The organism is Rhizorhabdus wittichii, from assembly GCF_017607425.1.
Classification (GTDB): Bacteria; Pseudomonadota; Alphaproteobacteria; order Sphingomonadales; family Sphingomonadaceae; genus Rhizorhabdus; species Rhizorhabdus wittichii.
In genome coordinates this window covers 1,668,803-1,689,657 of sequence record NZ_CP059319.1, presented here as the reverse complement: position 1 = coordinate 1,689,657, position 20,855 = coordinate 1,668,803, and the positions used below count along the sequence as shown (strand labels likewise).

The following is a 20,855-nucleotide window of genomic DNA, read 5'->3' as shown; positions in this document are numbered from 1 at the left end:
CAGTGTCCATCAATGCGGCATTGCAGGGCTAGGTCGGGCGGCGATTTGGCGCACGCCGTCGATCACGATCGGGCTGGCGACGCCCGGTATCCCGTCCAGTTTGACGGCCATGCCGCGCGCGATTACCTGCGGATCGGCGAACGCCTCGGCCAAGCTGTTGATCGGGCCGGCGGGCACGCCGGCTTCTTCGAGCCGGGTGAGCAGATCGGCTTTCGTCCAGCGGGCGGTTGCGGCGGCGATCTCGGCGTTCAAGGCGTCGCGATGGGTCACTCGCCCGGGGTTGCGCGCGAAGCACTCGTGCTCGGCGAGCGCTAGGTCGAGGATGGCGCACAACCGAGCGAATTGCCCGTCATTGCCAACTGCGATGATGATGTCGCCATCAGCGACGCGATAGGTTTGATATGGCGCCAGGTTGGGATGAGCATTGCCCAGCAGGCTCGGGACGGTCCCCGATACCATCCAGTTCAGCGCCTGATTGGCCAATACCGCGACCTGCGTGTCGAGGAGCGCCATATCGACATGCGCGCCAGCACCGGTCGCCTGACGGCGCATCAACGCGGCGAGGATCGCGACTGCGGCATAAAGCCCGGTGAAAAGGTCGGCATAGGCGATGCCGGCCTTCTGCGGTCCCGACGCCGGATCGCCATTGAGCGACATGAAGCCGCCCGTCCCCTGGGCGATGAAGTCATAGCCGGCCCGACCGGCCTTCGGTCCGGTCTGGCCAAAGCCGGTGATCGAGCAAATCACGAGCCGATCGTTCAGTGCCAGCAGCGAGGCCGGATCGAGCCCATATTTGACGAGGCCGCCGACCTTGTAATTCTCGATCACCACGTCGGCGGTCACGACCAAGGCGTGGACCTCGGCCTGGCCGGCCGCCGTCGCGATGTCGATCGCGCGCGATTCCTTGCCGCGGTTGCAGGAGTGATAGTAAGCGGCAGACAGATTCTCGCCGTCGTCGCCGGTCACGAAGGGTGGCCCCCAATGCCGGGTGTCGTCGCCGGTTGCCGGGCGTTCGATCTTGATCACATCGGCGCCGAGATCCGCGAGTAGTTGCCCGCACCATGGTCCCGCGAGGATGCGGGCAAGTTCGACGACCTTCAGCCCAGCGAGAGGCTTTGCGGCTGTGAGTTCGGGGCTCAACATGGCGCTGACGGCGACCAATCCACCTCGGTCACCGGTTGCGACGTCGCCATCGCCAGCAATTGCTCCCGGATCCAAGGATCGCCAAAGGCAGCGCGAACGATGCGCGGTCGCACGTCCGGCGGGAGATTGGCGATCTCGCCGAACATCGATGCCCAATGCTGACACTGCTCGACATGGGGCCGCATCGCGACCTCCCAGGCAGCGAGCGCGGCCGGGATGTCACGCCGATCGTCGACATTCGCCATATAGGCGGCAAGCGCCATGCCATTCTGCATCGCCATCCCGCCACCTTGCCCCAGGTTCGGGGTGGTGGCGTGCGCCGCGTCGCCGACGATGCAGCTGTTGCCGGCCGACCAGGTGCGGCATTTCACCACCGAGTAGACGCCCCACGACACGCCGCCGCTGATCCGGGCGAAAAGATGGCGCCACAGCGGAAAACGCTCGCTCCAACTCGCGTCGATGCTGGTCGATCGCCCAGCGGCATCCGCCTCGGGACAGGTCATCGCCAGATAGATTTCGCGCTCGTTGATCGGCGTCACGAGGGTTCGCCGCCGACCACTCCACTGCTCCACGAAAAAGCCGCGATACGCTTCCGGCATATCATCTTGCGTGCCCGGCACGATCGTCCGCAGGGCGCCTTCCAACGCCTTGATCCGGGATTCCTCAAGGCCCAGCGCCCGCCGCACCGCCGACCAGACGCCATCCGCACCGATCGCGAGATCGGCCCGTACCCGGTCGCCATTGGCGAAGATCAATGTACCGTCCGGTCGTGCGTCGACCACTTCAGCGCCCGTCACGATTGTGACGCCGGCGTTTCTCGCAGCCTGTTCGAGACCCGCGATCAGATCGCTGCGTGGGGTCGCGCAAATCTTGAGCTCGGGCGGCAAGGCTCCGCCGACGAGATGCTCGCCATGGTCGTCGAGCTGGATGACGCCGCGCCCCCAGAACGGCTCGCGGAGCGCCCGATTATAGGCGCCGAGTTCCGCCAGGACCGCGAGCCCATTGTTGCGCAGATAGATGCCTGATCCGCTAACCCTGAGTTCCGGTCGGCTCTCGAACACCGTGACCGTCCAGCCACGCTGGCTGAGTGCGGTCGCCGTCGCGAGTGCGCAAATCCCGCCTCCACCGATGACTGCCTCAAGTGCTGCCATGTCGCCCTTCCACCTTTTACCTTCAATCGCCAAACCGCAGCGCCGGACGAACCGGTCCGGCGCCGCTTTACCGCCGCTGCCCTGGCTGCGACCTTAGTAGGCGTAGCGGACCCGCACGCCGAACGTCCGCGGCGCCGCAAGGAAGCCGTTGACCGGATAGCCATAATTGGCCGTCGACGTGTAAGCCGTCTCGACAGTCTTCTCATTGGTCAGGTTCTGAACGAAACCCGTCACACTCAAGCCATTGTTGAGACGATAGGCCAGGGTCAGGTCGACCTTGGCGAACGCGGCCTGCGAAACCTGCTTACTATTGAATTCGTCGAAATAATTGCGACTCTGATATCGGATATCGAAACCCGGAGCCAATTTGCCACCCGGGACGTCGAACGCATATTCGGCGCCGCCATTCACGGTGAAATTCGGCGCCTGCGGCAGTTGGTTGCCAGACAGGTTCAGGAAGCCAAGCGAGGTCCGGGACGGATCGAGGTTGATGAAATCGACGAAGCGGGCATGCAGCCAGCTGGCGTTGAAGCGCAGGCTCAGATCCTCAGTTGGCCGATATTCGGTTTCGAGTTCCAGACCATAGATGCGCGCCTTGGCCGCGTTTTGCAGCACGGCAAGGGTGCCCACGATCTTGCTGAGCTGGAGATCCTTGTAGTCATAATAGAAGCCCGCGAGGTTCAGGCGCAGCTTCTGGTCAAGCAACCGGGTCTTGAGGCCCGCCTCAAAAGCCCAGACCGTCTCGGGATCGACCGGCGGATTGCTACGCGCTCCCGTCGCGAAGGATACGCTGGTTCCACCGAGATTGAACACGCCCGCCTTGAAGCCCTTGGAGGCCGAGGCATAGATCAGGGTCTGCGACGTCGCCTGGAAATTCACGCCCACCTTGGGCGTGAACGAATTCCAGCGTTTGGACTGGTTGAACGGACCCGATAGCGGCGGGGTCAGCGGGTCGAACACCGCCGGCTGCCGGAACAGCGTTTGGGTGAAGTCGGTGTAGAGGTCGCCGTCGAACTTCTTTTCGGTGCTGTACCGGGCACCCGCGATCAGGGTCAGCTGGCCGGTGACGTGCCACGACGCCTGCCCGAAGATCGCATAAGCACGCGTCTCGAGCTTGCCGCCGGCCGCAAAGTTGCCGATAAACAAGCCTGGTTGCGGAAGGCCGGTCGGCGCGCCGGGACGCGGTGCCGTGCGGATCGTTCCGGGGGTCCAGAAGAAGCCATTCAGATTTTCGGCAAAGGCAAAGGCACCGGCGGTCAGGTCGATTGCCTTGCCGGTATAGGTCAGGTCGAACTCCTGAGAATATTGGTTCGACAGTTCATCATAATAGATTCGTGCGAAATCAGCGGAGCTGCCGTCGATGTCGGTGGCGAGCTGGAAATGGGTACGGCGCCATGCGCTCAGCGAGCGGATGTTCAGATCACCGAGATCCCATTTCAGGTTTACCGCAACGCCACCGGTGTGCCGACGATATTGGGTATCGATATTGGCGGCGATGTCATAGTCCTTGATCAACACCCGCGCGCCGAGCTGCACGGCGTAGATCGGAAAGCCGGACACGCCCGGGTCACCGCTCAGCCCGCGCTGGGCGATCACCCGCATGACATTGCTGTGATCGCGCTCGCGGCCGATGTCGGCGATCACTTCGGCGGAGAAGTTCGTGGCGGGAGTGTAGGACAGTGTCAGCCGGCCACCGCGGACATTCGCATCGTCCACGTCATTACCAGTGAGGACGTTCTTACCATAGCCATCGCGATCGCGGCCGAAGAAGGCGAGCCGAACGCCGATGTTGTCGGTGAGCGGGCCGCCGACGCCCCCTTCGACGATGATGTCGTTATAGTTGCCGACGGTGAGCTGGCCGAAACCAGTCCAGCTCTTCGTCGGGCGCGCCGTATAGACGTTGACGGCACCGCCCGTTGCATTGCGGCCATAGAGCGTGCCCTGCGGACCACGGAGAACCTCGACACGATCGATATCGTAGAAATTGCCGAGCTGGCCGGCGGGGCGGGCGATATACACATCATTTAAATTATAGGCGACGCTGCCCTCGGCGCCGGTCGAGAGATTGCTGAAGCTGATGCCGCGGATCGACAGCTTGGCCGCACCGAAGGTCTCGCCAAAATTGAAATTCGGAACGCGGGCGGCCAGGGTGACGATGTCGTTAATGCCGCTCCTGGCCATCGCTTCTCCCGACAACGCGGTGACGGCGACCGGAACCTTCTGAATACTGGTCGAACGCTTTTCCGCAGTCACGACGATGTCGCCCACAAAGCCCTGGCTCGACACGGCAGCGCTCTCTTCAGATTGTGCCACAACCTGAGCACTAGCGACCGAATGGACCGATAGCGCGAACAAAGAGCCGCCGACCAAGACGGTAAATTTCAAGATCCCTTTATTCATTATTTCCCCCTCACAAATTTTATTGGTGAAGTTCTCGATGGAGATCGATTTCAATACGAACAGATCATCTTCGACACATGATCAAGCCAAGCGCTGTCAGGCTCCGTACAGCGAGAATTGGTTTCGAAATGATCCTGTCCCTTCTGCTCGACATAGTGCGTAGGAATTCCTGCCTTCTGCAGGGCAACGCGCATCCGCGCCGAACCTCTTAAGATCCTGGGAAAATCATGCTCGCCAACAAAGATAGAAAAAGGCGGTGCGTTCCGCAGGTCATAAGCCAGCGGGCTAGCGGCCGCGGCATCGGATGGATTCCGCAGCAAGGTCTCTTGGATGCGTGTGATCGCGGTCTGTTCATCAGGGTCGTCGCGAATGTCGAAGGGCGCGCTCTGGATGATGCACCTCCGGATCGAACGCTCGTCCAAACCTCGCTCCTCCAACAGCTGCGGGTGGAGCGACAGTAGCACCATCAAATGACCGCCGGCCGAGTGGCCACCAACGAAGATGCGGGTCGGATCTCCGCCGAGGTCTGGTGCTAGTTTGTGGATAAGGGCCAATGCATCGGCGCAGTCGGTTAGCGGCTCTGGGAACTTATGATCCGGTGCGAGACGGTAGGAGACCGAGACAAAGATCGCCGGCAACGCACAGATCGCTGGCGCCATGAACGCCATCCATTCCTTGTATCCACCTATCCAAGATCCGCCATGGGCGAACGCGAAGATTGGTAGAGGTCGTGCGGCGGCCGTACCGGCTTCGGGCAAGAAAATGTCGATCTTCTGCCAATAATCAGAACCATAGGGGATATCGAGCTTAGCCGCGTCTGCCGTTGCCAGAACACGCTTCGATGCCTTGAGGACGCGAGCAGCATACAGCCCACCTTCTGACGTTACGAGGTTTGGCTGGGCGGGCATGTCGGCCAACGACATCAGAGCGCGCCGCGCGCCACACGAACCGATCGCTTCCCCATATTCAGCCCCTCCACAATCCATGCTAAGCACATTTGCCATCACATATGTATTGATATATGTATTCGTTCTTGGGTGTCAATGGGTGATTTAAGGATGTCATCAAATGGCGTATGCGACGGCATATGCGATGACATGAATTGACGAACCGGCTTTGGGCGCGCACATCCCCGCGCGGCGCACATGAAGTTCCGCCGGAATGGCAGACAATCAGTCAGAGAATTGAACATGAACGGAGTGACATCGAAGAGCGGCAGCCCCCGTCCGGGGCATGCGCAAAAGATGGCAAATTATTTGCCGCACTATTTGAGCCGTCTGATGAATGTCATGAACCTGCAGCTCATGGAGAGCCTCCGGCCGCGCGGCGTGACGATCCGGCAGTTCCGTATCCTGCAGATGCTCGACGCTCGCGGTGAAGCAACGATCTCCGAAATCTCCGCCGATACTGTGATTGAGCAACCGGTGGTCAGCCGGATCATTGATCAACTCGAGCGCAGCGGCCTCGCGATGAGAAGAAAGCGCGCCAATAATGGCAGGCTTGTCGATGTATCGCTGACAGAGCTCGGCACCGAGACCTATCGCGACCTTTTCAGCCATGCGCAACGGATCGATGCAGATGCAATGAGTGCTCTTTCAGGTCAGGAATATGAGCATCTCGAGGTACTGCTGCAGAGAATCTTCGAGCATGTGACCCGACCGCACGAACCATGGAAGCAGCCAAGCGGTGCGGTCGATCAACCAAGCTGATTAATGGTCGTCAGGGGAACACGAAAGGCCGCGTTCGCCGCCGGCACCACGCGCTATCCATGGTGCGCCGAGCAAATCTATCGCCGTGCATAAAGGGCAACCTGAGGCGGCCACTTCTCTTAGATATTTGCTTTGGCATGGTCGTCGCCAAAAGCTGCCTGCGGGGATTGTCCTAACCCGGTCATCAAGGCGATGCCGCTGCGTCGCCCGAACGAACGGCAGGTTTCGGGCAGGGGAACGCTGGCCGCGAACGATTGAAATTAAGACGGAAGCAGCCTTATCGTTCGGGATCGGACCGAATGACAACTCTCGACCAGTTGCAGACACCCCCAGTCGCCGTTGGCGTAGCTCAGCACCTGTCAACCCGTCTTAGAAAAGCAGGCGGAGGTGTCACCGCCAGTAATTCCCGCTTCAGGTGGAGGCCCATGTATATGAGGCCCATGTATATGATGCCCGGCAGGGCGCACTACTACCGGCGTCACTTGACGACCGATAGGGGCGTCTGCCGCCTTTCTCGACGCTAGCTTGAAGCCATGATCCGATCTAGCCTGTGCTTATGCCATCGATCACCGGTGCCCAGGATCACACGCCGTTCGGCAGCCTAATGGCTGAACTCGTCTACGGACGTCGACCTGACGGCAGCATAGTGTCGATCGCCGATGTACCATCGGGCCGCAAATGCGATTGCGTCTGCCCGGCCTGCGGCGTTCCATTGATCGCGCAGAAAGGGGATGTGAACGTCCACCATTTCCGCCACGACGGCGCGGAGGCGGGCTGCGGCAAAGGTGGCGAGACGAGCGCCCATATTTGGGCGAAGCTCATGTTGGAAAAACATCTGAAGCTGTTGCTTCCCGAGGCCAGCTTCCGGCTCGATGGCGAGACGATCTCGGTGCGGCCAGCACGGCTGATGACCTTTGTGAATGCCGAGCTTGAACAACGCGACGGCGACATCGTGCCCGACGTCGTCGTGACCACCAAGGGCGGCCATAAGCTGATCGTCGAGATCCATGTCACCCACAAATGCGGAGCCGCTAAGAAGGCGATCCTCGCCCGCCAGGGCACCGCCGCGATCGAGGTCAATTTGAGCCCGCTGCGTACCTGCCAGGACCAGGAGGTGGTCGCCGCTTTTCTGATCGGCACCGGTCAGCGCGCCGCTGCCCGCACTTGGCTCTACAGTCCTGCAATCGAGAAAGCCCACGAGGCCGCGATCATCGCTAGGGACAAAGCCGACCGGGAGAAGGCCGCCGCCGATGCGCTCGCCGCCGAAGAGCGCCGGAACGCGACGCGCGTCTTCGTTCGCGATCTCGCCGAGTTGCCGGCCGGCGAGGGGAGCGACCATGATCTGGCCGCGGTCCGCCGGCATGATGCGCTTGATCTGGTCGAGCCCGGCGATGAGGTCCTGCCGGGCTTCACAGTCGCCACCCGGCACTGGCGCGCGGCAATCTTCAACCAGCCTGTGTTGAGGCAGATGGACGTTCAATGGGGCGGTCAGCATGCCTTCACCTTCTACGAGGCGCTGAGGGCTGTCGCGCGCTATATCCACCCCGACCTTCTCAACGTCAGCGAAGCGCGCAAGCGCGAGATTCTTGAGGTAGCGCCGGGCTTCGTCTTTCCCCGCGGCCATGTTTCCAACTTCATCGACCGCTTGCTCGCAATGGACATCCTCGAGCGCACCTACTGGGGCGACAGTTTCCAGCTTTCACCGAGCGGCGTCACAAGGCTCGCCCGGGGCAAGGGACGGATCGATCGGATGGAGCGCGCCGCGCAACTGGTTCGCCGGATCGTCGCCGCGATCCCCGCGGCCGAATGCCGGGACTTCGACGTTGAGACCTGGCTGGCGGCGCCGGTCGCCGGACATGAGGACCGTCTGATGGTCCTTGCCGAGGCCGGCAACCGGGCATGGCTCGATATCGAAGCCACACTGACGGCGATCGAGGCGATGCAGCGTGGCGGCGCGGCTGTGGAGATCGATCTTGGCCTGCCGCTGGCACCGATGATCCAGCGGATACGCGAGCGCGAGACGGCGGAGGCCGCCGAAGCCGCCGCCGCGCAACGTCGCGCAGACAAGGCCGCGGCCGAGCGACGGCATCTGGCGATCTACCGGCTCGCCGATCAGCTTTTGGGTCCCGGTCTATCGCGCGCATGGCTCGAAACTAAGGCCGAGCCCGGCAAGGTGACTCACCTGGTCTGGGCCGGGCAGTCCGACGCGGGCTATCAGGCGGTCGACAGCCGGCTGCGTGCTCACGCCGCCGAGATCGAGGCCCAGCGCCAGCGCGACCGGGAAGCGGCCGACGTTCGCAGGCAACTTGAGACCAGGGCGATGGATGCTTGGGAGCCGGCACAGGCGCGTTGGTGGCTGGATCATATCGAACATCGCCTCGGCGCGATCCCGATGGTTTATTGCGTCGACAAGGCGACGCTGCGGCAGTGTCTCGCCTATGTCCCGGCGGTGAAGACCGCTCGCCGCCGCCGCGGATAGGTGCTGGCGGCAGGGATTGTCACCCGCCAGGCACGCTCGGGCAGGCGGCAAGCGGCCCGAAATGCGACAGGCCGAAGCGAAAAATTACCCTTCGGTTACCCGACCATACGTTCTGATCGCATCGAGGGCAGCAAGACCGGATTAATCTGGCCAGCGGCCTGAGCCTAGAAGAGGGTGGGCGCTGGTTTTGTCAGGCGCTTCGCGCGCGCGTACAACGCTGCGAAGTTCGATGAGGGCCAAGTCGCGCGCGCGCGAAGCGTCTAACAAAACAGGTGCATGTCGTAGTAGCGAGACGAAAATGCACGATGCCTTGGCTAATGGAGTGACCGAGGCGACGAGAGCGGGATCGGCAATAACCCATTCTTGCTTCGTATCACCGACCCAGCCGACCTAGCCGACCCAATTTGGGTCACCGGAAAATTAGGGAACGCCGCGCCTCTCTCGCTCTTCTCGGGACGAGACTTCATATTTTGGGCGGTTAGGTCGGCTAGGTCGGAAAGGTGTAGGAAAACCAGCGAAATTATGGGCGATCGTGTTGACGCACAGTTCAAAAGGGCGGCCCGTCGTCGTCCAGTTCCTGCGACCGCCACTCCCACCTCTCACTGTCGTCCCATTCGCCGGGCCATCGACGTTCTTCCCAGCGCTGCCGCGCCTCAAGAAGAGGCGGCACCAGCCAGCCGCGCCCGCCCTCCTTTCGGACCTTTTCAAAGCCCATGCCGCGGACCCGGATTAGCTGATCGCGGTCTTTACGACCTTCACCCAGAACTGCTTGTATTTCGTTCAGGTTGACCGTGCGTTCTTTCGCAACGTCGTGGCAGTAAGTCCGCAGATTCGCCGAGCCGAACAAGAACATGTCGTCGCCGATCTCTTTCGGTAGGCCCGGTAATATTCCGGTGCGTAGATGATCGTACCACACAGCTTCGAAGCCACGGAGTGTCTCGGCTTTTTGTGCGATCAAGCCTCCACTTTGTGGTACGTTATAGCGAGGATGCCAATCGGCGAGGTCAAGGGCGAGCAAGTCATGCAGGAATGCCTCAAGCCCGCCGCCCTCGATTTCGGCGTTCAGGTCGCGCCAGAACATCATTCGTTCGTCATCGGCACCACTTCCTGGCGGCGCCATGAGATTGGGTGATACGTGGAATACCGCGAAGCGCCGTTCGTCGGCGCTCGCTTCCACTACCCAGGGGTCGTTCGATGCGATGATGACTTTCAGATGATTTTTCGCCGGGAAAGCATCCAACCCCTTGGGTTCAATCATTATGGTCGGCTCTGTTATATAGGATTTTATCAACCCGGCTGCGTTCCGATCGCCAGGCGCGACCGCTTCGTCGGCAAATAACAAACAACAATCATGGAGATGTTTATTGAAATTGTTAGTAATGCTCTTCGATCCAGCGATGGCCAGTCCATGTTGGCCGAATATTCGGCGCATGATGTTGCCATATGTGCTTTTGCCGCTCCCTTTTCCGCCGAGAAGGGTTAGCGCCACCTCGGATGGAATTTCCGGATGCTGAACGGCATGAGCAGACCAGCGGATGATATAGTCAGCTGCTGTATGATTGCCCCCGGCGAGCCCCTCTATGATCAGGTGGCGGATGAGCGGCCAACCTCCCGGTTGGGGCTCTACCGCAAGGCCGCGCCAGATGTTCAGATCTTCTTTATCGTCGTCCTCGACGCCTGGGCGGAACACTACGCTGCGATATTGACGGCGATGGGGATGTGCGAGCCACCACTTGCCTACTGGCATTGTAATCGGTTTACCATCCTTATCCCTACCCACCTCGACCTTCTGGTGCATGTAGCGATTACGGAAGTCTTCGAAGCTCTGATGTACAAGGTCCTGGCGCGTAGGCATTATACTGCTAGGTTGCCACGAGACGATGCGGCATTTTCCACCGTATATCTCGATTACGGCGTGCTTATTGTTCAATTCAAGAAGCCAGGGATCTACGATCTCTTTCCGCGCGCGCTCGATCTGTCGAGCTGCATATTCGCGAGGGCGTGGTTGACTGAGAACATGGGCGGATATCGCATAATCCTTATCGAGAAGAATTGCTGCAACGGTATTATCGTCACAGCCTCCCCGAAGAAGTCCGCAGACCGCCGCCCACACAGCTTCAGATCGTGAACGGTACCGCGTTGGTTCGTCGGGATCGCTACCCTGAACGATGAGCGCTTTGATACGAAGTGAAACCGTTTCCGGTAGGTCGTCGATGAGAACAGTCGGAAGCATGTTATCAATAATGATGCGTGGGGCCGGCTTCGGTGATGGACCAGGCGACTGATCCAGTCGAGGGGCGGGCGTGAATAAGTCGAGCGGATAGCTGACGTCCCGCAACCCGCTGACAATCTGCGCAATGACGGGAACGCGTCCTGCATCACGTTTCTTCTTGTCGGGAAGATTGACCGTTCCCGGAAGCCGCATCACGCGATCGACGTTCCAGCAGTGATCGCCTTTGAGTGCGATCGCCAGCTGACGATTATAGGCTTCCATCTCTTCGGCGCGTTCAACATTGCCGCCGATAAATAGCGTCTCCTTTAGGCGCCAGAAGGCCTGATACCCGCCGCCCGAGTCGATTATACAGCTCGGCGGTGGAGAGAAGTTCTCCAGTCGATTGAGAATGTCGGCCTTTGCTTTCGCTAGGCGTGTAGTGGCGTCGACGATTCCCGGTTCCTTGGGCGCATCCACGTCGACATGAAGGAATTCGAGCGCTTCTATGTCCTTCTTGCTGGCCTTCTTGGCGAGAGGACCCTGCGCCGGGTTAACCATGAAATAGCAGTTGGCGCTGCCGTAATTGGTTTCCAGCCACCTTTCTAGTTCACCGAGCCGGCCCGCATCGAAGGTGCGGGTGTCAATCGTCCCCCGGTCGGGCGTGATCGCGGTGAGTACCCAAGGACCATGCGGACGAAGCCAGCATAAGAAATCGACTGCGGCCTGGTTTTTCTGAATGTGGGTCACAGCCTTGTCCCGAGTTATAGCCAAACACTGCTATGCCGTCACCGAGAGCAGGAGGCGTTCGATAGCGCGCACGCGTCGCTCTCCATCGAGAATATCTTCTCGAATGGTCTCCGGCAGCCAATTGGCTGATTAGTGATGAAATAGGGCTTCTTGGCCTGATCTAAGATTCAGGCAGCGTATCGAGCATCCGCCCGATTGCTGATCCAGATCAGGACTTCCGATTGAAACCATGCAACTTTATTAGGGCCAAGCTGAACCTGTTGAGGAAATCGACCCTCGCGGACCATTTTGTATATCGTCACTTTGCAATAGCCGACGATTTGCTCGACCTCTTTCATAGTGAGGAGCTTGTCATTCGTATCCATTTGACCCTCCCACGGTTTAATCGGGATAATCGGGGTTTAGTCCGACAAGCCAGCTGGAAGGAAATCCAAAAGAAAACGCTATTTGGAAGATTTCTTTCGCGTCGATATCTCGCCATTCTCGGCGAGATTCCGAAGATAGCTATCCGCACGGCGATGGGCCATCGCAACGTCATCGCCAAATTCTTCCGGAAACAGCCGTAGGAGGTGCTCGGCGACAAATTGGCAGGCGGGATGGGAAGGTTTGTTCTCCATGGCGCGGTAAGCCCGATTGCCCACCTCCTGCCTGCCTCCTGCTTCAACATAAGCAGAAAAGAGTTCGCGTACGGCCGCCTTGATTGGCAATATGTGTATCCGCTCTCCTTGCTTGCCCGAAATGGCTTCCCGCGTCGCTCGGGCTACAAGGCCGAGATCGAGATCCGATGGATCAGCATCTTCTGCGCGGTCCGCCAACTTACATTGGATTGCCCACTGTGCCTCCGCAGGGAGCGCATTCCACGCGGCAATCAGCTTGTCGATGCCCTTCACCCAATCCCGAGCAAGATCAATGTACCCAACGTTCGCCTCGGCAATACGAATTGCTTCCAGAACTCGGGCCTCGGCCGTTGAGTCTAGTTCCACAGCTTCCCCCACATCTCCAACGCGGCGCGCTTCTCGTCGAGATATGAATATCGATTGTAGGTGCCGGCGACACCCTGCACGACGTGACCCAGGACGCGCTCGATATGTTCCTGATGCACGCCGAGCCGCGCCATATGGGTAGCAACGGATCTTCGGATATCGTGGACCGTCCACTCACCGATAGCAGGCAGTGTCCGCCGTCAGCGCCAATGGCACAGATTTGAGGTTGTGATGTAAGGAGGATTTGGGCTTCGTCGTAGTGACGAAGGAACGAAGATGAAGCCCAAATCCTCAAGCGTAAAATCGGCCCGCAAACCCAAGGCGTCGGCCGAACAGGTGGTGAAGGATATCCGGCGCGCGACACGCCGGCATTTCTCGGCGGAGGACAAGATCCGCGTGGTTCTGGAGGGCTTGCGCGGCGATGACAGCATCGCGGAGCTGTGCCGCAAGGAGGGCATTGCCCAGGGCTTGTATTATACTTGGTCAAAGGAGTTCATGGAGGCCGGGAAGCGTCGGCTGGCGGGCGACACCGCCCGTGCCGCGACGAGCGGCGAGGTACAGGATCTGCGCCGTGAGGCGCGTGCCCTGAAGGAGGCCGTCGCCGACCTCACGCTCGAAAACCGGCTGCTGAAAAAAAGCATGATCGCGGATGGGGGAGACCCCGAATGAGGTATCCGGGATCCGAGAAGCTGGAGATCATCCGCATCGTCGAGCAGTCGCACCTGCCGGCGAAGCGGACCCTCGACCAGTTGGGCGTCGCGCGGCGGACCTTCTACCGATGGTATGATCGCTATCTCGAAGGCGGCCCCGAGGCGCTGGAGGATCGTCCTTCCGCGCCGAGCCGGGTCTGGAACCGCCTCCCCGGCGCCATTCAGGACCAGATCGTCGAGATGGCACTGGAGCAGTCCGATCTGTCGCCCCGCGAACTGGCGGTGCGCTTCACCGATGAGAAGGACTATTTCGTCTCGGAATCAACGGTCTACCGCCTGCTCAAGGCGCATGACCTGATCACCAGCCCGGCCTTCGTCGTGGTCAAGGCGGCCGACGAGTTCCATCGCAAGACCAGCCGCCCGAACGAGATGTGGCAGACCGATTTCACCTACTTCAAGATCATCGGCTGGGGATGGATGTACCTCTCCACCGTGCTCGACGATTTCTCGCGCTACATCATCGCCTGGAAGCTGTGCACCACGATGCGGGCCGAGGACGTGACCGACACGCTGCAACTCGCGCTCGAAGCCTCAGGCTGCGACCACGCCACCGTCAGGCACAAACCAAAGCTGCTCAGCGACAACGGACCGAGCTACATCGCCGGCGAACTCGCCGACTGGATCAAAGCCCATGACATGAGCCATGTTCGCGGCGCTCCGCTACATCCCCAGACCCAGGGCAAGATCGAGCGCTGGCACCAGACCCTGAAAAACCGCATCCTGCTGGAGCACTACTTCCTGCCTGGCGATCTCGAACGGCAGGTCGAGGCCTTCGTCGAGCATTATAACCATCGCCGCTATCACGAGAGCCTCGACAACGTGACACCGGCCGACGCCTATTTCGGCAGGGCCGCCGCCATTATCGAACGGAGGAAACGCATCAAGCGAAAGACCATCGAACAGCGACGCTTGCTTCACCGCAAGCTCGCCGCCTAAACATCAACCCCAGACGAGGCCCGATCTCCTCTTCTCTGCGCAACCATCTGCGCCAAATGTCCCGACGACGGACAGTCTGTTCTACGGCAATTCCAACGCCGCGCAGCATTCCGACCGCAACTATTCGATGTTCATGAACGTGCCGGGGCTGAAGATCATGGTCCCGTCCAACGCCCATGACATGAAGGGCATGCTCAAGGCGGCGGTCCGCGACGACGATCCGGTGCTCTGCTTCGAGGATTCGACCTGCTGGATGTCGAAGGCGGAACTGCCCGACGATCCCGACTTCCTGATCCCGCTCGGCAAGGGCGACATCAAGCGCGAGGGCAGCGACGTCTCGATCATCGCGATCGGCGGCGCGGTGCCGCTGGCGCTCAAGGCGGCGAGCGACCTCGCCGCGGAGGGCATCTCGGCCGAGGTGGTCGACCCGCGCAGCCTGGTCCCGCTCGACAAGGAGCTGATCCTCCGGTCCGTGCGCAAGACCGGCCGGGCGATCACGGTCGATCCCGCCCACCAGACATGCAGCGCGGGCAGCGAGATCGCCGCGATCATCGCCGAACGCGCCTTCGACGCGCTGCGCGGCCCGGTGCTGCGGATCGCCACCGCCGACACGCACCTGCCCTTCTCCCCGGCGATCGAGAAGGCGCTCTATCCGTCGCCCGAACGCATCGTCGCGGCCGCCCGCAAGCTGGTCGGCATCCGCCAGCCCGAAAACGCCTGAAGGGAGACGCGAGCATGGCCAATATCAAGGTGCTGCTGCCCCAGTTCGGCATGGGCATGCAGGAGGCGGAGATCGTCCGCTGGATCAAGGCGGTCGGCGACCCTGTCGAGGCGGGCGAGCCGCTGCTCGAGATCGAGGCGGCCAAGACCACTGTCGAGGTGCCGTCGCCCGGCGCGGGGACGCTGACCGAAATTCTCGCGCGGGAGGGCGACACCGTCGAGGTGCGCGCCCATATCGCGACGATCGCGGCCTGACATGGCGCGGGGGCGTCGGCTGGGGAGGGCGGCGCTCGCCGTCGTGGCGCTGCTGCTGCTCGCCTATGCGGTCGCGTGGGGTATCCGGCTGCTGCCGCCGCTCGGGCCGCTGCGGATCGCCACCCATTCCCCGGCGGAGACGCCGTGGGACCAGTGGGGCGCGACCGCCGGCGGCACGCGCTTCACCCCGGCCGCCCAGATCACCCCCGGTAATGTCGCGCATCTGAGGGTCGCCTGGCGCTATTCGACCGGCGAGCTCGCGCGCCGGCCGGAGGGCATGCAGGTCAACAGCACCAACGAGACCACGCCGATCCTGGCGGCCGGGTCGCTCGTCACCTGCACGCCGTTCGGTCGGGTGATCGCGCTCGATCCGGCGACGGGGCGCGAGAAATGGACCTATGACGCGAAGGTCGATCCCAGCTTCAAGCTGCCCGACCAATATATCTGCCGGGGCGTCTCGCAATGGCGCGACGCCCGCGCGGCCGATCCGGCGGGGATGTGCGCGACCCGCATCATCCTCGCCACCGTCGACATGCGCGTCATCGCGCTCGACGCCCGGACCGGGCGGCCCTGCGCGGGCTTCGGAGAGGGCGGCACGGTGCGGGTCGATCCCGGCAAGCTCCACCATGTCGGCGAGGTCAAGCTGGCCGCGCCGGCGGCGATCGTGCGCGACAGCATCGTCATCGGCACCTCGGTGCTCGACAATGTCCGCGCCAACGCGCCGCGCGGCATCATCCGCGCCTTCGACGCGCGATCGGGCCGGGAGATCTGGACCTTCGACCCGATCCCGCAGCAGGGCGGGCCCGATCGCGACTGGATGGGCGACAGCCGTCGCACCACCGGCGCCGCCAATGTCTGGTCGGTGATATCGGGCGATCCCGAGCTCGACATGGTCTACCTGCCGACGTCGAGCGCCTCGCCCGATTATTATGGCGGCCTGCGCCCCGGCGACAATCGCCACGCCAACAGCGTCGTCGCGCTCGACGCGACGACCGGCCGGCTGGTCTGGGCCCGGCAGCTCATCCACCATGACATCTGGGACTATGACACCCCGGCCCAGCCGACGCTGGTCGACATCGATCGCGGCGGCCGGCGCATCCCCGCGCTCGTCCAGCCGACCAAGCAGGGCTATGTCTTCGTCTTCGACCGGCGCACCGGCGCGCCGCTCTTCCCGATCGACGAGGTGGCGGTGCCGCAGGGCGGCGTCCCCGGCGAATGGCTGTCGCCGACCCAGCCGCGCCCGCGCCTGCCCAGGCCGATCGTCCCGCAGAAGATCACTCCCGACCAGGCCTGGGGCTTCACCCCCTGGGACAAGGCGAAATGCCGCGACCTGATCGTGCGCTATCGCTCCGAAGGATTGTTCACGCCGATCACCGAGCGCGGCACGATCACCTATCCGGCCGCCTCGGGCGGCGCCAACTGGGGGGCGGGCGCGATCGATCCGGCGCGGCAGGTCTTCTTCATCAACTCCAGCCGGGTCGCGTCGGTGATCAAGCTGCGCAAGCGCAAGCCCGGCGGCAGCGGCACCGTCCAGCTGTCGGCGACCGAGGACGTCTCGCCGATGGCGGGCACGCCCTATGAGGTGAAGCGCGAATGGCTGCTGTCGCCGTTCGGCGCGCCCTGCACCCCGCCGCCCTGGGGCGGGCTGACCGCGATCGACCTGAAGACCGGCGCGACGCTGTGGGATGTGCCGCTCGGCACGATCAACGACAGGCTGCCGATCCCGTTGCCGTTCGACGTTGCGCTCGGCACGCCCAATATCGGCGGGCCGGTCGCGACGGCGGGCGGGGTGCTGTTCATCGCCGCGACGATGGACCGCCATCTGCGCGCGATCGACATGCGGACCGGCAAGGAATTGTGGCGCGACCGGCTGCCCGGCGGCAGCCAGACCACGCCGATGAGCTACATGGCCGGCGGCCGCCAATATGTGGTGGTCGCGTCCGGCCAGCATATGTGGTTCCAGACGCCGCGCTCGGACGAGATCGTCGCCTATGCCTTGCCGATGAAGTGAACCCCGGCGTCGCGCTCGGCCCGGTTGGTCGAGGCGGCGGCGCCGATCGCGCTCATCCCCAGCGCGCGATGCTTCTCGCCGAGCAGTTCGACATAGGCGCGGCGTTCGGGGCCGCCGAGGACGAGGATCGCGCTCTTCAGGAAATTGGCGTGGAGCTCGAGGCAGCAGGTCGGGCCGTCGATCGAGCCGACCGCCCAGCGATGGTAAACGACGAACTCGGTCTCCACCAGTTCCTGCGCGATCCGTTCGAGGTCGAGCCCGTCGCAGCCGTGGCCGGCGCGAATCTCGCGGTCCATCCAGTTGCGGAACCGGTTATAGGCGACCGAGCCCAGCTCGCGGATCGCCGCCGGGCGGGGCAGCGACGAGAAGAAGAAGTCGATGACGGTCCGCGCGTAGAGCGCGTCGCGGTACATTTCGGACACCATCCAGTCGAGCTCGGCGAACACGACGTCGATGGTGTAGTCCTTGTGCATGCGCGCGATATGGGCGCGCACCTCGCGCAGCCGCTCGGCGACGGTCGCGAAGATCACACCCTCCTTGTCGCCATAGAGGCGGTAGAGGGTGCGCGGCGCGACGTCGGCCTCGCGGCTCAGCCGGTCGATGGTCAGCGCATGGACCCCGCCTTCGCCCAATATCTGGTGGGCGGTCTCGATGATCCGCTGGCGACGTTCGGTCATGCCGGGGCTGCTGTACTTCCGCCGGGTGCGCGGCGCCTTCGGCTCGGAATCGTCCAGGATCGTCGTCATCGTCCCGGAAGATTAGTCGCTAAACGCCGCAGCGTCACGGCCGAAGGGAAGGGCCGTGACGCTGCGGCCCGTCAGCAATATTCCCGCGCGCGCATCAGCATGCCGAACAGGTCGCGGGGATCGTCGGGGTCGGCGATCATGTCGAGTTCGACGAAGTGGCGGGTATCGGCCAGCCGGTCGCGCAGGTAGCGGAGCGCCGCGAAATCCTCGATCGCGAAGCCCACCGAGTCGAACAGCGTGATCTGGTCGGGGGAGGTGCGGCCTTCGGCGCGACCGGCGATCACCTCCCACAGCTCGGACACGGGATGGTCGGGGGCGAGCTGCTGGATCTCGCCCTCGATGCGGGTCTGCGGCGTGAACTCCACGAAGATGCTGCTGCGCAGCAGGATGTCGCGGTGCAGCTCGGTCTTGCCGGGGCAATCGCCGCCGATCGCGTTGATGTGGACGCCCGAGCCGATCATGTTGTCGGTCAGGATCGTCGCATATTGCTTGTCGGCGGTGACGGTGGTGACGATCTGCGCGCCCTGGACCGCCTCCTCGGCGCTGTTCGCCACGCGGATGTCGAAGCCGTGGCTGCGCAGGTTGCCGACGCATTTCCGGGTGGCGGCCGGATCGATGTCGTAGAGCGATATCTCGGTGATGCCGAGGATCGCCTTGAAGGCGAGCGCCTGGAACTCGGCCTGCGCGCCATTGCCGATGATCGCCATGCGATGCGCGTCGGCCGGCGCCAGGTGGCGCGCGGCGACCGCCGAGGTCGCGGCGGTGCGCAGCGCGGTCAGCAGGGTCATTTCGGACAGCATCAGCGGATAGCCGCTGTCGACCGCCGCGAGGACGCCGAACGCCGTCACCGTCTGGAGGCCGCGCTGCATGTTGCTCGGATGGCCGTTCACATATTTGAAGCCGTAGACCTCGCCGTCGCTGGTCGGCATCAGCTCGATGACGCCTTCCCGCGAATGCGACGCCACCCGGGGCGTCTTGTCGAAGCAGTCCCAGCGCCGGAAATCATCCTCGACATAGTCGGCCAGCTCGACCAGCACGCGTTCGACGCCGATGTCGAGCACGATCCGCATCATATGATCGACGCTGACGAAGGGGACGGTGTTAAGCGGCATTCTGCAATCCTTTCACGGTGGCGAGCGTCGAGACCTTGTCGAGGACCTGCCGGCCGAACAGGCTGGCGGCGAGATCGGCGAGCAGGCGGGCGCTGCGGCCGCGCTCGTCGAGATATGGGTTGAGCTCGGCGATATCCATCGAGCTGGTCAGGCCGGATTCGCAGAGCATCTCCATGATCAGATGCGCCTCGCGCAGATTGGCGCCGCCGCCGACCGCGGTGCCGACGCCGGGGGCGATCGTGGGATCGAGGAAATCGACGTCGAGGCTGACGTGCAGCATCGCGTCGATCCGCTCGACCTCGGCCAGGATGCGCCGGACGATCGCGGCGACGCCGAACTCGTCGATCGCGCGCATGTCGAACACCCGGACGCCGCGCGCGGCGATCAGCTCGCGCTCGCGCGCATCCACCGATCGGATGCCGACCATGAAGACGTTGCGCGGCGCCACGGTGGGGCGGCCGGCGGGCAGGATGCCTTCGAACCCTGCCTCGCCGCAGTAGAAGGCCACCGGCATCCCGTGCATGTTGCCCGACTCCGACGTCGTCGGCGTGTTGAAGTCGGCATGGGCGTCGAGCCAGAGCACGCAGAGCGGCCGCCCCTGTTCGTGGGCGTGGCGCGCCGCGCCCGAGACGGTGCCCATCGCGAGCGCATGGTCGCCGCCCATGAAGATCGGCAGCCGTCCGTCCTTCAGCAGGCCATAGGCGGCCTCGTCGAGCGCCCGCGCCCAGCCGGCGATATGGGCGGCATGGCGGGCATGGCCTTCGAGCGAGACGTCGTCCGCGCGCATCGGGGCGACATCGCCATGGTCCGACACCTCATGGCCGAGCTCGGCGAGCGCCTCCGCCAGGCCGGCGATGCGCATCGCTTCGGGCCCCATCGCGCAGCCGGGCCGGCTCGCGCCCAGGGCGACCGGCGCGCCCACCAACGCGATCCTTCGCTTCTCCATGTCCTCTCCACCCTTTCGACCCCGCAGCGGCGGGGCCCGTTCGAAACTGGAGGGACGCGCGTTTGGCGTAAAGTCGAAGAAGTGACATTAAGTTTGGATTGTCTGAGCATTTTGATAGGGTATTTTTACCACTCTGTTCAATCCGGGGACGCGCGATGGACGAACTCGACCAGCAACTGCTGCGCTATCTCACGCGCGATTCCCGCCTGCCGGTCGCCAGCCTCGCGAGCGCGACCGGAGTATCGCGCGCGACCGTGAAGAGCCGCATCGACCGGCTGGTCGAAACGGGCATGATCAAGGCCTTCACCATCGAAACCGGCGCCGGTTTCCGCGCCGCGACCGTCCGCGCCTTCGTGCAGGTCGAGGTGACGGGCCGCATGGCGGACCGGGTGACGCAGCAGCTCCTGCGCATCGCCGAGGTCGAGACCGTCCACAGCACCAACGGCCGCTGGGACCTGATCGCCGAACTTGAAGCGTCGGACCTGCGGAGCTTCGATGAGGTGCTGCGCCAGATCAGGCTGATCGACGGCGTCAACCTGACCGAGAGCAATATCCTGCTGTCGAGCCGGCGATCCGCGGTGCTTTAGGAGGAGTG

The 20,855-nt window shown here is 62.9% G+C and carries 18 protein-coding genes; 7 read left to right on the top strand and 11 right to left on the bottom strand.

Annotated features, from left to right (window positions below; translation table 11 throughout):
* Positions 1–9: 9 nt before the first annotated feature.
* The 4 genes from HRJ34_RS07980 to HRJ34_RS07965 all read right to left on the bottom strand — a co-directional run bounded on the left by HRJ34_RS07980 (position 10) and on the right by HRJ34_RS07965 (position 5,617).
* The gene (locus HRJ34_RS07980) at positions 10–1,143 is read right to left on the bottom strand and encodes a CaiB/BaiF CoA transferase family protein (RefSeq protein WP_208633802.1); all 1,134 of its coding nucleotides are present in this window, start codon (positions 1,141–1,143) and stop codon (positions 10–12) included.
* On the bottom strand, positions 1,137–2,294 hold the full coding sequence (locus HRJ34_RS07975; protein WP_208633801.1) for an FAD-dependent oxidoreductase: 1,158 nt from the start codon (positions 2,292–2,294) through the stop codon (positions 1,137–1,139). Before HRJ34_RS07975 ends, HRJ34_RS07980 begins: the two co-directional genes overlap by 7 nt.
* 93 nt (positions 2,295–2,387) lie before the next feature.
* On the bottom strand, positions 2,388–4,748 hold the full coding sequence (locus HRJ34_RS07970) for a TonB-dependent receptor (RefSeq protein WP_208633800.1): 2,361 nt from the start codon (positions 4,746–4,748) through the stop codon (positions 2,388–2,390).
* A complete protein-coding gene (locus tag HRJ34_RS07965; protein WP_208633799.1) occupies positions 4,745–5,617 on the bottom strand; it encodes an alpha/beta hydrolase in 873 nt (290 codons plus the stop codon). Before HRJ34_RS07965 ends, HRJ34_RS07970 begins: the two co-directional genes overlap by 4 nt.
* Before the next feature lie 267 nt (positions 5,618–5,884).
* On the opposite strand from HRJ34_RS07965, the gene HRJ34_RS07960 reads away from it, so the two are divergent.
* Together HRJ34_RS07960 and HRJ34_RS07955 are read left to right on the top strand one after the other, a co-directional pair.
* Positions 5,885–6,403 (top strand): MarR family winged helix-turn-helix transcriptional regulator, encoded by a 519-nt coding sequence (locus HRJ34_RS07960; protein ID WP_157783615.1) that lies wholly within the window; start codon positions 5,885–5,887, stop codon positions 6,401–6,403.
* 556 nt (positions 6,404–6,959) lie between these two features.
* Positions 6,960–8,882 (top strand): competence protein CoiA family protein, encoded by a 1,923-nt coding sequence (locus tag HRJ34_RS07955; protein WP_208633798.1) that lies wholly within the window; start codon positions 6,960–6,962, stop codon positions 8,880–8,882.
* Between the two features lie 547 nt (positions 8,883–9,429).
* Here HRJ34_RS07955 and HRJ34_RS07950 read toward each other — a convergent pair.
* The 4 genes from HRJ34_RS07950 to HRJ34_RS07935 all read right to left on the bottom strand — a co-directional run bounded on the left by HRJ34_RS07950 (position 9,430) and on the right by HRJ34_RS07935 (position 13,006).
* Positions 9,430–11,841 carry a DUF5906 domain-containing protein gene (locus HRJ34_RS07950; RefSeq protein ID WP_208633797.1) on the bottom strand — a complete coding sequence of 804 codons (2,412 nt, stop codon included), beginning with the start codon at positions 11,839–11,841 and terminating at the stop codon, positions 9,430–9,432.
* Positions 11,842–12,008: 167 nt separating this feature from the next.
* The gene (locus HRJ34_RS07945) at positions 12,009–12,206 is read right to left on the bottom strand and encodes a helix-turn-helix transcriptional regulator (protein ID WP_208633796.1); all 198 of its coding nucleotides are present in this window, start codon (positions 12,204–12,206) and stop codon (positions 12,009–12,011) included.
* Between the two features lie 78 nt (positions 12,207–12,284).
* Positions 12,285–12,731, bottom strand: a complete 447-nt coding sequence (locus HRJ34_RS07940; protein WP_208633795.1) for a hypothetical protein — start codon at positions 12,729–12,731, stop codon at positions 12,285–12,287.
* An 83-nt stretch (positions 12,732–12,814) separates the two neighbouring features.
* Positions 12,815–13,006: a site-specific integrase gene (locus HRJ34_RS07935; RefSeq protein WP_404947169.1), complete on the bottom strand. Its 192-nt coding sequence runs from the start codon at positions 13,004–13,006 to the stop codon at positions 12,815–12,817.
* A 94-nt stretch (positions 13,007–13,100) separates the two neighbouring features.
* Here HRJ34_RS07935 and HRJ34_RS07930 point away from each other — a divergent pair.
* From HRJ34_RS07930 to HRJ34_RS07915, 4 genes are all read left to right on the top strand, one after another.
* Positions 13,101–14,470, top strand: a protein-coding gene (locus HRJ34_RS07930; protein WP_150289884.1) for an IS3 family transposase whose coding sequence is annotated in 2 segments (ribosomal slippage) — positions 13,101–13,455 and positions 13,455–14,470 — 1,371 coding nt in all. Because the reading frame shifts where the segments join, the coding sequence is not laid out codon by codon here.
* Positions 14,373–15,191 (top strand): alpha-ketoacid dehydrogenase subunit beta, encoded by an 819-nt coding sequence (locus HRJ34_RS07925; RefSeq protein ID WP_226949193.1) that lies wholly within the window; start codon positions 14,373–14,375, stop codon positions 15,189–15,191. Before HRJ34_RS07930 ends, HRJ34_RS07925 begins: the two co-directional genes overlap by 98 nt.
* Before the next feature lie 14 nt (positions 15,192–15,205).
* A complete protein-coding gene (locus HRJ34_RS07920) occupies positions 15,206–15,445 on the top strand; it encodes a lipoyl domain-containing protein (protein ID WP_208633793.1) in 240 nt (79 codons plus the stop codon).
* A 1-nt stretch (position 15,446) separates the two neighbouring features.
* Entirely contained in the window at positions 15,447–17,456 is a 2,010-nt protein-coding gene (locus HRJ34_RS07915) for a pyrroloquinoline quinone-dependent dehydrogenase (RefSeq protein ID WP_208633792.1), read from the top strand.
* Here HRJ34_RS07915 and HRJ34_RS07910 read toward each other — a convergent pair.
* From HRJ34_RS07910 to rocF, 3 genes are all read right to left on the bottom strand, one after another.
* Positions 17,435–18,202 carry a TetR/AcrR family transcriptional regulator gene (locus HRJ34_RS07910; RefSeq protein WP_208633791.1) on the bottom strand — a complete coding sequence of 256 codons (768 nt, stop codon included), beginning with the start codon at positions 18,200–18,202 and terminating at the stop codon, positions 17,435–17,437. The genes HRJ34_RS07915 and HRJ34_RS07910 overlap by 22 nt on opposite strands.
* A 71-nt stretch (positions 18,203–18,273) precedes the next feature.
* Complete coding sequence (locus HRJ34_RS07905) at positions 18,274–19,314, bottom strand: ornithine cyclodeaminase (RefSeq protein ID WP_011951896.1); 1,041 nt, start codon at positions 19,312–19,314, stop codon at positions 18,274–18,276.
* Complete coding sequence (gene rocF / locus HRJ34_RS07900; protein ID WP_208633790.1) at positions 19,304–20,260, bottom strand: arginase; 957 nt, start codon at positions 20,258–20,260, stop codon at positions 19,304–19,306. The genes HRJ34_RS07905 and rocF overlap by 11 nt, the downstream gene beginning before the upstream one ends.
* Before the next feature lie 155 nt (positions 20,261–20,415).
* Here rocF and HRJ34_RS07895 point away from each other — a divergent pair, with 155 nt between their 5' ends.
* The gene (locus tag HRJ34_RS07895; RefSeq protein WP_011951894.1) at positions 20,416–20,847 is read left to right on the top strand and encodes an Lrp/AsnC family transcriptional regulator; all 432 of its coding nucleotides are present in this window, start codon (positions 20,416–20,418) and stop codon (positions 20,845–20,847) included.
* Positions 20,848–20,855: the final 8 nt, after the last annotated feature.

What these genes read in the sequence shown, in the direction of transcription:
- HRJ34_RS07980 (WP_208633802.1), bottom strand. Translation starts at nt 1,143, where the DNA reads ATGTTGAGCCCCGAACTCACAGCCGCAAAGCCTCTCGCTGGGCTGAAG.
- HRJ34_RS07975 (WP_208633801.1), bottom strand. Translation starts at nt 2,294, where the DNA reads ATGGCAGCACTTGAGGCAGTCATCGGTGGAGGCGGGATTTGCGCACTC.
- HRJ34_RS07965 (WP_208633799.1), bottom strand. Translation starts at nt 5,617, where the DNA reads ATGTCGTTGGCCGACATGCCCGCCCAGCCAAACCTCGTAACGTCAGAA.
- HRJ34_RS07960 (WP_157783615.1), top strand. Translation starts at nt 5,885, where the DNA reads ATGAACGGAGTGACATCGAAGAGCGGCAGCCCCCGTCCGGGGCATGCG.
- HRJ34_RS07955 (WP_208633798.1), top strand. Translation starts at nt 6,960, where the DNA reads ATGCCATCGATCACCGGTGCCCAGGATCACACGCCGTTCGGCAGCCTA.
- HRJ34_RS07945 (WP_208633796.1), bottom strand. Translation starts at nt 12,206, where the DNA reads ATGGATACGAATGACAAGCTCCTCACTATGAAAGAGGTCGAGCAAATC.
- HRJ34_RS07920 (WP_208633793.1), top strand. Translation starts at nt 15,206, where the DNA reads ATGGCCAATATCAAGGTGCTGCTGCCCCAGTTCGGCATGGGCATGCAG.
- HRJ34_RS07915 (WP_208633792.1), top strand. Translation starts at nt 15,447, where the DNA reads ATGGCGCGGGGGCGTCGGCTGGGGAGGGCGGCGCTCGCCGTCGTGGCG.
- HRJ34_RS07910 (WP_208633791.1), bottom strand. Translation starts at nt 18,202, where the DNA reads ATGACGACGATCCTGGACGATTCCGAGCCGAAGGCGCCGCGCACCCGG.
- HRJ34_RS07905 (WP_011951896.1), bottom strand. Translation starts at nt 19,314, where the DNA reads ATGCCGCTTAACACCGTCCCCTTCGTCAGCGTCGATCATATGATGCGG.
- rocF (WP_208633790.1), bottom strand. Translation starts at nt 20,260, where the DNA reads ATGGAGAAGCGAAGGATCGCGTTGGTGGGCGCGCCGGTCGCCCTGGGC.
- HRJ34_RS07895 (WP_011951894.1), top strand. Translation starts at nt 20,416, where the DNA reads ATGGACGAACTCGACCAGCAACTGCTGCGCTATCTCACGCGCGATTCC.